Consider the following 10,326-nt stretch of genomic DNA (forward strand, 5'->3'; position numbering starts at 1 on the left):
CGCCCTCCACTGACCGGGGCGACGCCCCGCCCGGACGAAGGAGTCTTTCGTGACCGCACCACCCGCCGACGACCTCCGCAGGGATCGGCCCCGCAACCAGTTGAGCGCGCACACGTTCGCCGCGCCCGCGATCGTCCTGACGGTCGTGGTGCTGTACCTGCCCTTCCTCTGGACTGGCTATCTCAGCTTCACCGAGTTCAACGGGTTCGGCGACCCGAAGTGGGTCGGCCTCGACAACTACATCGAGATGTTCACGGACGCCGACAACATCCAGTCCGGCGTGAACACGCTGATGTGGGTGGTCGGGACGCTGATCCTCCCCGTCGGCCTCGGCCTGCTGATCGCGGTGCTGACGCACGGGATCAAGGGCGGGGTGTGGTTCCGGCTGCCCTTCCTGCTCCCCTACGCGATCTCCGGCATCGCCGTCGGCGTGGTGTGGAGCTTCCTGCTGGAGAGCAAGGGCGCGCTCACCCAACTCCTGACCTTCCTGCACCTGCCGGGCGCGAACTCCAGGTGGCTGCTCGACTGGCCGCTCAACACCATCATGATGATCATCGCGGCGGCCTGGCAGGGCGCGGGCGTCAACGCGTTGCTGTTCGGCGTCGGGCTGCAGTCGATCCCCAAGGAACCCGTCGAGGCCGCCCGCCTCGACGGCGCGAGCGGCTGGAAGATGTTCCGCTACGTCACCTGGCCGATGCTCCGCCCGCTCACCGCGGTCGTGGTCGGGCTGTCGATCGTCGGCTCGCTGAAGACCTTCGACATCGTCTGGGGCATGACGAAGGGCGGCCCGGGGCGCGACTCCGAGACGCTCGCCCTGAACATGTACAAGCAGACGTTCAGCGCTGGCAACTACGGCCTCGGCGCCGCGCTCGCGATCCTGCTGACTGTGATCACCATGCTGGCGAGCATCATCTATCTGCGCCAGCAGTTGTCCCGCGACAAGGAGCTGTGATGTCCGGCTTCATCCGACGCGCCATCCTCATCGTGATGGGGCTCATCTGGCTGTTACCCATCTACCTGATGGTCGCCAACGCATCGAAGAACGTCGACCAGTACGGCGCCATCAGCGTCTGGCTGCCCGGCGGCCTGCAGGGGCTCGCCTCGAACTTCACCGACGCCTGGACCCGCGGCCGGATCTCCGACGGCATCTGGTCGACCCTGCTGTACGCCCTCGTGGCCCCGCTGATCGCCGTGGTGATCGGCGCCATGGCAGGCTTCGCGATCATCGCGCTGAAGCTGCGCAACGGCTTCGCCTGGTTCGTGGTGATCTTCTGCTCGACGGTGTTCCCGATCCAGATGGTGTTGATGCCGCTGTTTATCGCCTACGTCGAGTTGAACATCTTCGACACCCACGTCGGCATGCTGCTGATCTACATGGTGATCTCGGTGCCCTTCTCGGCATTCGTGATGCGCAACTTCTTCTCCAACTTCGCCTACTCGCTGTTCGAGGCGGCCACGGTGGACGGCGCGAGCGCCTGGCGGATCTTCTGGCGGATCTACCTGCCAAACGCCGTCAGCGCGTTGGTGGCGATCTTCATCCTGCAGGCCACGTTCATCTGGAACGACCTGCTGCTCGGCCTCACGCTCAGCCAGTCCGAAACGGTTCGACCGGTGATGCCCGCGCTCGCGGCCCTGCAGACCACCTATGGCGGCTCGACGATGCCGACGGTGCTCTCCGGCGGCCTGATCGTGTCGATCCCCACCGTCATCCTCTTCCTCCTCACCCAGCGCTACTTCACCAAGGGCCTCGCCCTCGGCCAGTACTGATCCCTCCACGAGAAGAAGGCCTCACCGACCATGCGACTGCCCACCGTCGACGACTTCACGAGCGCGACCGTCACCGACACCTACGACGACATGATCAGCCCGCCCGGCCTCACGAACCACTGGGCCGTCGCCCAGGTCGACCACGACGTGGTCGCGGTCCGGTCGCTGAACGTGCCGCCGATCTCGCAGGGCGACTCCGTCAGCGCCAGGCTGTACCTGGACGGGGCTCTGGCACAGGCGTCGGGCCAGGGCGTCGACGTCGCGTGGCGTCCCGACCGCGTGACGCGCTCCACCGCCGTCAACGGGTGGCGCGTCGAGACGGTGACGGTGTGCCCACCTGGGCAGCCGGCGGTGCTGGTGCGGATCGACGTCACCAACGACGGCCCCGACCGTGAACTGCGGCTCGGGCTGTGGATCGACTCGACCGTGACCCGCAGCGGCAAGCCGTGGCTGCGCGCCGAGCCGCCGCAGGCCCCGAACCGGCTGGAGGCCGACGGGGCACGCCGCTGGGGCATCCCTGACGGGGACGACGCCGTCAGCCTGCAGGGCCTGCTCGGCTCGCCCGATGGGCTGGTCACCGACGGAGGCCGGGTGATCGAGGTGGCCGTCGACCTCGCGTCGGGCCAGCACGCCACGTACTGGTACGCGCACGCGATCGCAGGGGACCGCGACGCGGCTCTCGCGGCCTGGGACGCCATCGAAGCCGACCCGGAGGGTGCCGTCGAGGCGGCGCGCGAGACCTGGAATCACGAGTTGGCCGCGATGTTCACGCCGGACAACGAGATCTTCGAGGGGCATCTGCCCGCACTGGAGACGGACAACGACGCGCTGCGCGAGTTGTACTGGTGGGGCGCGATGGGGACGCTCTGGTTCCGCCGCACCAACCCCGCGTCGGTGCTCGGCACCGTCTACGACACCCTGATGCCGCGCTACTGGCAGACCACCACCTTCATCTGGGACTACTCGCTCAGCTCCTGGGTGCACGCGCAGTTGGAGCCAGACGTGATGCGCCGCCAGATCCTGCACTGGGTCGGGCTCGACATCAACTCGCACTTCGGCACCGAATGGGTCACGGGGCACCCCGTCGGCTACTGGTACTCCGTCAACCAGTACGCCCTGGTCCGGCTGACCGCCGACTACGTGCGGTTCACCGGCGACGTCGACTTCCTCGACGTCGAGGTGGAGGGCCCGGACGGCTCGACCCGCAGCATGATCGACCACGTGCGCGACTGGTCGCTCGCCTGGCAGGACAAGCGCAACCCGTCCGGCCTGGCCGACTACGGCGGCATCGACAACCTGCTCGAATGCGTCAGCACCTATGTGCACGAGGTCGCGAGCCTGCAGGCCGCCAACGTGTGGTCGATGCGCACCGCCGCCGAGCTCAGCAGGCTGCGCGGCGAGACGGCCGAGGCAGAGCGACTCGAGGCGGAGGCGGAGGCGCTGCTGCCCAAGGTGCTGGAGTTGTACCGTCCGGGCGACGGCTTCTTCGACGCGAGGTATCCCGACGGCACGCGGCATGCCACCCGGCACTGCTACGACTTCGCGACGGTCGGCACCACGATCGCGGCAGACCTGCCGGAGGAGCAGCGCGCCGAGATGGTGCGTTTCTTCGAGGCCGAGTTGCGCAGCCCGAGTTGGATGCGGGCGCTCAGCCCGAAGGACGGCGACGCCGGCTTCTCCGTGCGACCCGACCACCAGTGGAACGGCGCCTACCCCGCCTGGCCCGCCGATGCCGGCCGCGCGTCGATCGCGCTGGGCGGTCGCGCCGGGGTGATGGAGTGGGTCGAGGGGCTGCGCCGCACCACGCGCCAGGGCCCGCCGGGGCAGGCACACTTCGTCGAGGAGGCCGCCCCGACTGTCGACGGCGGCGCCCGCAAGGCCCCGGGCCAGTACCCGTACCTGATCGACTGGGCCTGCTCGTCGGCCGGGTCGTGGTGCGAGTTCATCGTCGGCGGCGTGCTCGGCGTCGAGGTCGGCATCGACGGTGCCGTGACGGCCGAGTGGCCCTCCGACGTGGCGGGCTCCCTGACGATCTCGACGGCCTCGGGAGACACCGTCCTGTCGTCACCTCCCGCCTGACCTGCGGTCGCCGGGGTCGACCAGCCTCAGCCGGCCAGTTCCTTCGGCTTGGGGGTCCTGGCGATCATCAGCAGCGAGCGGGCGACCAGCACCGCGGCGACGCCGATCCCGAGGCCCCGCCACAGCCAGCCGTCGGTGAGGAAGATCAGCGCCATCGCGGCGAGCACCGGGACCAGGTGCGTCAGGCTCTGCACGATGTAGCCGCCGAACGACGGCGTCTCGACGCCCGCCGAGTCGGCGACCGACTTGACCATGAAGTTGGGCCCGTTGCCGATATAGGTCAGCGCCCCGCCGAACACGGCGCCCAGCGCGACGGAGATCAGCAGCACCTCCGGGACGCCGGCGACGCGCGGGTCGCCCGGCAGCATCGAGGAGATCTCGAAGAACGTGGCGTAGGTGGGCGCGTTGTCCAGCACGCCCGAGATGCCGCCGGTGAAGACGAAAAGCGTGATCCGGTTCAGCGGGAACTTGTCCGCGACCTGGCCGAGGTAGTTCAGCGCGGGGATCATCGTCAGGAAGATGCCGATGAACAGCGCGGCGACCTCCAGGATCGGCGTCCAGGAGAACTGGTTCAGTTCGAAGCGGGCGACCCTGTCGCCCAGGAAGTACGACGCTGCGGCGGCCGCCAACATCACGAGTTCCCGCCACGGCACCGCCTCCGCCCAGGTGGCGTGCCCCGTCTCGATGGCGTGCAGATCGATCGACGGCAGGAAGGCAACGGAGACGATGATCGCCGCGAAGAAGACGATGTTGACGGCGCCCCGCAGCCCTAGCGACGTGCGCTGTGAGTCGTCGGCCTGGATCGCGGAGGGGTCCTCCGCGGCATAGGCGCGCCGGTCGAGGGCGTAGTAGGCGATCAGCAGCAGCGCGTTGACGAACAGCCACTCCTTGAACAGTCCGAGCGTCCACTCAAACGGCACTCCGCGGAGCATGCCGAGGAACAGCGGCGGGTCGCCGAGCGGCGTGAGGATGCCGCCGCAGTTGGCCACGATGAAGATCGTGAACACGACGGTGTGCGCCTTGTGGCGTCGTTCGCTGTTGGTGTTGAGCAGGGGCCGGATCAGCAGCATCGCGGCGCCCGTGGTGCCGATGAACGAGGCGATGGCGCCGCCGATCGCCAGGAAGATGGTGTTGTTGCGCGGGGTGGCCCGGATGTCGCCCGAGAGGAAGATCCCGCCGGAGACGACGAACAGCGCCAGCAGCAGGATGATGAACTGGCCGTACTCGACGAGCGCATGGACGACCTCGCCGCCTGCGCCCGCGATCACGAACCACGCGGCGATCGGCAGGCCGAGCACCAGGGCGAGGGTCAGCTTGACCGGGTTCCGCTCCCAGGCGTGCGACGTGGCGGGAACAAGCGGCAGGACGGCGATGCAGCCGAGCAGCACGACGAACGGGACGATGCTCCACCACTCGACCTGCACTGCCGCCTCCGATCGACGCAATCCCCGCTGCGGGGGATGCGTCCTGGCCAAAATATCGGACGGCGGTAGCCCAGGCGGCTCACCCGGGACAATGACGTTCCCTGAAGAGGGCCTGGCTGGACGAGATGTCCGCGGCTTCGGCAGGGGGATACGGTGGGGCCGTGGACGAACTCGAGGCCTCCTTCCGTGACGCCATGGCCCGGGTTCCGGCGCCGGTGACCGTGATCACGACGAGCGCCGACGGCCAGCCCACCGGAACCACCGTCTCGGCATTCGCGTCGCTGTCGATCGACCCGCCGATGGTGGTGTTCGCGCTTGATAACCGGGGCGGCATGATCGACCGGCTCCGCGCCTCGGGGCGGGCAGGCGTCAACATCCTCGCGGGCCACCAGGCCGACGCGGCCATCAAGTTCGCAAGCAGGCACACCCCCGACCGGTTCGCCGACCTCGACTGGACCCTCGACCACGACCTTCCCCGGCTGACGGAGGCCGCTGCGTGGCTGCGCTGCGAGGAACTCGAGTTCCTGCCGGGCGGCGACCACACGGTCGTCGTCGCGACGGTGGTCTCCGCGGAGACCGACGGCGACTCGTCGCTTGCCTATCACCTGCGCGAATTCAAGGACGTTCGTCCCCAGCGCTGAGAGTCATCGGACCAGGGTCCGCAGCGCGATCGCGGTGCCGTCCGACCTGCGTCTCGCGTCTCCCTGATCCGCCCGATGCCGATGGAGGTCTGGGCTGCGGTCGTGAGAAACTGTCAAGCATGACCGACGATCCCTATGGCGCACTGGACCAGCCCACCGACGCGGGCGCTGAGGTGACCCCGAGGCCTGTCGCCCAGCCGCAGCCGAGCGCTCCCCCGGAGCCGGAGCCGCTCGGCTACCAGTACCAGGACGCGAACACTGACTACGCCTATGGCCCGCCACAGCAGAACAACGCGGCCTACGGCGTCCCGTTCTACGGGCAGCAGCCACAGCCGTACGCGCCGATGGTGCAGCAGCCCTTCTACGGGCGTCCGCTCCTGGAGGACCTGTCCGCGCCGGACGCCCCGCTGCGGGGCGCCAACGTGGTCGAGTCGTACAAGCGGTTCTGGACGCGCGGCCTGACGTTCTCCGGTCGCGCCAGCCTCGCCGAGTACTGGTGGGTGTTCCTCGTTCACGCGGTCGGCTTCGCGGGCTTCAGCATCTTGTCCTCGGCCTTCGAGGGGGCGCGCTCGGCGGGCTCCTCAGCACGGTCGGCGTGCTGTACATCCTTGCCGCGGTCGTGCCCGGCATCGCGCTCGGCACCCGTCGTCTGCACGACACGGACAACTCGGGCCTGCTTCAGTTGATCAACCTGGTGCCGTGGCTCGGCTCGATCGTGATGATCATCCTGATGGCGCAGGGCCCCAAGGACGCCGGCAAGCGCTACGACAAGATCAACCAGCGCTGACCTCCCCCAGCGGCACGTTCGGGTCGGCCAACTTGTCGGGATCGACAGGCTTGGCCGATGTGAGGATCTCCTCGATCGCGTCGCCCTGGTCCCACACGTTGACGTTCATCGCGGCCCGCAGCACGCCGTCGTCGCGCAGCCAGAACGCAATGTACTCGTCGTCCCCACCGCGCTGGACGAGCCGTGCACCGTCGGGGATGAGGCCCCGGAACTCCATGCCGAGGTCGTACTGGTCGGTGTAGAAGTACGGGGGATCGTCGTAGTGCGCGTCGTCGCCGACGAGCGTGCGGGCCGCCACCCCGGGCATCTTGAGCGCCGCCGCCCAGTGCTGCACCCGGATCCGGTCGCCGACCCAGGTGTTCTGCGCGTTGGCGATGTCCCCGACCGCAACGATGTGGGGGTCGCTGGTGACAAGGGTGTCGTCGACGAGGACGCCGTCGTCGATGTCCAGCCCTGCGGCGCTTGCCAGTTCGACGCGCGGGTCGGCCCCGACGGCGATCAGGACGTGCGAGGCGTCGACCTTCCGCCCGTCGCCGAGCGTGACGCCCGTGACGGGACCCGAGTCGCCGTCGCCGTCGATCGACGCGATGGTGGCGTTGAGTTCGAACACGACCCCGTGGTCGCGGTGCATCGCGAGGAAGCGGTCGCCGATCTCGTCTCCGAGTTGGCGCAGCACCTTGTCCTCGCGGACGATGACGGTGACGGGGACGTCGCGGGTGCGCGCGGCAGCGGCCACCTCAAGGCCGATCCAGCCGCCGCCGTAGATGACGAGCGGTTCGCCGGATTCGAGCACCGACTTCAGTTGATCCGACTCTGCAAGGGTCCGCAGCACCTGTACCCCTTGCCGCGCCACGCCCGGCAGGTTGACGGTGCGGGGCCGCGACCCGGTGGCGAGCACGAGACCGTCGTAGTGGATGCTGGTGCCGTCGGACAGGTGCACGATCTGCTGGCCCGCATCCAGGTCGGTGGCGAAGATCCCGACCCGCGCCTCGACCTGGTTGTCGGTGAACCAGCCGGCCGAGAGCGGGGTGAACTCGTCAAGCTTCTTCTCCCCGAGCAGGTACTCCTTCGACAGCGGCGGCCGCTCGTAGGGCAGCAGTTCCTCGCCGTCGATCAGCACGATCCGCGCCTCGCCGTCCAGGTCCCGCAGTTCCTCGACGGCCTTCGCGCCGCCCAGCCCGCCACCGACCACCACGTACGTCTTCATTCCTGGCTCCTCCGCATCGCCGTTGTGTTTCGAGACTAGGACGGCGTGGCGTCGCGCGGTCTCGAACCGGCAGATCGGAACGGCTCAGCGTTGGAGGAAGCGGAGCGCGCTGGCCGCGGGGCGCAGGTCGAGGCGGCGCAGCAGTTGGGCGTTGAGCGCGACGACGACGGTCGAGGCCGACATCAGGATCGCCCCGACGCTCATCGGGAGCACGAACCCGACGGGCGCGAGCACCCCAGCGGCGAGCGGCACCGCGATCAGGTTGTACCCCGCGGCCCACCACAGGTTCTGCTTCATCTTGCGGTAGGTGGCGCGGCTGAGTTCGATGACCGACAGGACAGAGCGGGGGTCGTCGGATGCCAGGATCACACCCGCAGAGGCGATGGCGACGTCGGTGCCCGCCCCGATGGCGATGCCGACGTCGGCGCTCGCCAGGGCAGGCGCATCGTTGACCCCGTCGCCCACCATCGCGACGCGGCGGCCTTCGGACTGCAGTTCCTGGACCTTCCCCGCCTTGTCTTCGGGCTTGACGCCCGCATAGATGCGGTCGATACCCAGCTCAGCTCCGACGGTGTCGGCGACCGCCTGCGCGTCACCGGTGATCATCACGACCTGTATCCCGGCGGCCTGGAGCGACTCAACGGCCTCACGCGAGTCGGCGCGGACCTCGTCGGCGAGCCGGAGCGACCCGATGACCGCCCCTTCTCGCAGCACGTGCAGGATGATGGCGCCCTCGGCACGCCATCGCTCCGCGATCGGCAGTTCGGAGGTGCCCGTCTCGCTCAACAGGTAGGGCCCGCCGACGGCGATGGTTGAGCCGTCCACCGTCGCGGTCACTCCCACGGCCGGAGACGACGAGAATCCGCTGGACGACGGGACCGCCAACTCCTGCGCGGCCGCCGCCCCGACGATGGCGCGGGCGAGCGGATGCTCGCTGTCGGACTCCGCCGCGGCCGCCAACGCGAGCACCTCGTCCCGACTGAACCCCGCCGTCGCCTCGACGGCGGTGACGGTCGGCTCTCCCTTGGTGAGGGTGCCGGTCTTGTCGAACAGGACGGTGTCGATGGTGCGCATCTGTTCGAGCGCGAGCCTGTCCTTGATCAGGACGCCGCCGCGGGCCGCGCGCTCGGTGGCGATGGACACCACCAGTGGGATGGCGAGCCCGAGCGCGTGGGGGCACGCGATCACGAGCACCGTGATGGTCCGCACGACCGCGTCGTCGGGTCGACCGAGCAGCGTCCAGACGATGGCGGTGAGCACCGCGGCGCCGAGGGCGAACCAGAACAGCAGCGCGGCGGCCTTGTCCGCGAGTCGCTGGGCGCGCGATGACGAGGACTGGGCGTCGGCGACCAGACGGCGGATGCCCGCAAGCGCGGTGTCCTCGCCGGTCGCGGTGACCTCGACGCGCAGGCCCGAGTCGGTGGCGACCGTTCCCGCGACGACCTGATCGCCGACGCCTCGTTTCACGGTGGCCGACTCACCGGTGATCATGGCCTCGTCCAGATGCGCGCTGCCCGCCACGATCCGCCCGTCGGCAGGCACCGAGGCTCCGGGACGCACCACGACGACGTCGCCGACCCTGAGTTCCGCTGGCGACACCTTGACGGTCTCGTCTCCCCTGACCAGGTCGGCCTCGTCGGGCAGCAGGGCCGCGAGAGAGTCGAGCGCCGAGGTGGTCTGCGCGAGCGAACGCATCTCGATCCAGTGGCCGAGCAGCATGATGACGATCAGGAGGGCCAACTCCCACCAGAAGTCGAGTTGCGGGTCGAGGAGGCCGAGGCTCGAGCCCATCGAGGCCACGAAGGCGACCGTGATGGCCAGTCCGATGAGCAGCATCATGCCCGGCTTCCGCTGCCGGATCTCGGAGACCGCGCCGGTCAGGAACGGCCATCCACCCCAGAGGTACATCACGGTGCCGAGCACGGGCGAGATCCATCCGACGACGCTGGCGGAGGGGAGGTGGTAGCCGACGAGGTGGGCGAACATGTAGCTGAACCCGATCACCGGCACCGCGAGGACCAGCATGATCCAGAAGAGCCGCCGGAATCGGGCGACATGCCCTGCGTGACCACCGGCGTGGTTCGCGTGACCCGCATGCCCATCACCGTGGTCGGCGCGGCCGGCATGCGCCTCGTGGCTCGCCTGACCGGCATGAGCCTCGTGGCCCGCGTGACCGGCATGAGCCTCGTGGCCAGCGTGACCGGCATGCGCCTCGTGACCCGCGTGACCGCCCAGGTGCCCTGGAGCCGAGGCACGAGCAGTGCCCTCACCGGTGTGCGTGGCAATCCCATCGACAGGACCGCGGGTGCCCCGTTCCGTCGCGCCCTCGACGTGATGCCCATGCGATGGGGCACCCCCGTCTGGCGTTGCCTGGTGATGCTCGGTATCGAAGTGCTCGCGTGATGCCATGCCCTCACTGTA

Annotated in this window: 10 protein-coding genes; 7 read left to right on the plus strand and 3 right to left on the minus strand. The window is 69.1% G+C overall.

Going from position 1 to position 10,326, the window contains the following annotated elements; all coding sequences use genetic code 11:
- Window positions 1-49 precede the first annotated feature (49 nt).
- Genes BW730_RS11350 through BW730_RS11360 form a run of 3 tightly spaced genes read left to right on the plus strand, consistent with a single transcriptional unit; the run spans window position 50 to window position 3,846 of the window.
- Window positions 50-952, plus strand: coding sequence for a carbohydrate ABC transporter permease (locus tag BW730_RS11350; RefSeq protein ID WP_077686332.1), 903 nt, complete (start codon window positions 50-52; stop codon window positions 950-952).
- Window positions 952-1,767, plus strand: a complete 816-nt coding sequence (locus tag BW730_RS11355) for a carbohydrate ABC transporter permease (RefSeq protein ID WP_077686333.1) — start codon at window positions 952-954, stop codon at window positions 1,765-1,767. The genes BW730_RS11350 and BW730_RS11355 overlap by 1 nt, the downstream gene beginning before the upstream one ends.
- Window positions 1,768-1,797: 30 nt before the next feature.
- Window positions 1,798-3,846 carry a hypothetical protein gene (locus BW730_RS11360; RefSeq protein WP_077686334.1) on the plus strand — a complete coding sequence of 683 codons (2,049 nt, stop codon included), beginning with the start codon at window positions 1,798-1,800 and terminating at the stop codon, window positions 3,844-3,846.
- 26 nt (window positions 3,847-3,872) lie between these two features.
- Here the strand turns inward: BW730_RS11360 and BW730_RS11365 are convergent, their stop codons facing one another.
- On the minus strand, window positions 3,873-5,270 hold the full coding sequence (locus BW730_RS11365; RefSeq protein ID WP_077686335.1) for a sodium:proton antiporter: 1,398 nt from the start codon (window positions 5,268-5,270) through the stop codon (window positions 3,873-3,875).
- A 161-nt stretch (window positions 5,271-5,431) separates the two neighbouring features.
- On the opposite strand from BW730_RS11365, the gene BW730_RS11370 reads away from it, so the two are divergent.
- The 3 genes from BW730_RS11370 (at window position 5,432) to BW730_RS18585 (ending at window position 6,698) form a co-directional block, all read left to right on the plus strand.
- Window positions 5,432-5,911, plus strand: a complete 480-nt coding sequence (locus BW730_RS11370; RefSeq protein WP_158522619.1) for a flavin reductase family protein — start codon at window positions 5,432-5,434, stop codon at window positions 5,909-5,911.
- 119 nt (window positions 5,912-6,030) lie between these two features.
- Window positions 6,031-6,597 (plus strand): DUF805 domain-containing protein, encoded by a 567-nt coding sequence (locus BW730_RS18580; RefSeq protein ID WP_158522621.1) that lies wholly within the window; start codon window positions 6,031-6,033, stop codon window positions 6,595-6,597.
- On the plus strand, window positions 6,531-6,698 hold the full coding sequence (locus BW730_RS18585; protein WP_237267961.1) for a DUF805 domain-containing protein: 168 nt from the start codon (window positions 6,531-6,533) through the stop codon (window positions 6,696-6,698). The genes BW730_RS18580 and BW730_RS18585 overlap by 67 nt, the downstream gene beginning before the upstream one ends.
- Here BW730_RS18585 and BW730_RS11380 read toward each other — a convergent pair.
- Together BW730_RS11380 and BW730_RS11385 are read right to left on the minus strand one after the other, a co-directional pair.
- Window positions 6,685-7,905, minus strand: a complete 1,221-nt coding sequence (locus BW730_RS11380; protein WP_077686338.1) for an NAD(P)/FAD-dependent oxidoreductase — start codon at window positions 7,903-7,905, stop codon at window positions 6,685-6,687. The genes BW730_RS18585 and BW730_RS11380 overlap by 14 nt on opposite strands.
- An 84-nt stretch (window positions 7,906-7,989) precedes the next feature.
- Entirely contained in the window at window positions 7,990-9,930 is a 1,941-nt protein-coding gene (locus tag BW730_RS11385; RefSeq protein ID WP_226996746.1) for a heavy metal translocating P-type ATPase, read from the minus strand.
- 69 nt (window positions 9,931-9,999) lie between these two features.
- Here BW730_RS11385 and BW730_RS19375 point away from each other — a divergent pair, with 69 nt between their 5' ends.
- Window positions 10,000-10,308 (plus strand): hypothetical protein, encoded by a 309-nt coding sequence (locus tag BW730_RS19375; protein WP_226996748.1) that lies wholly within the window; start codon window positions 10,000-10,002, stop codon window positions 10,306-10,308.
- Window positions 10,309-10,326: the final 18 nt, after the last annotated feature.

Origin of the sequence: Tessaracoccus aquimaris (assembly GCF_001997345.1) — a bacterium.
Taxonomy (GTDB): Bacteria; Actinomycetota; Actinomycetes; order Propionibacteriales; family Propionibacteriaceae; genus Arachnia; species Arachnia aquimaris.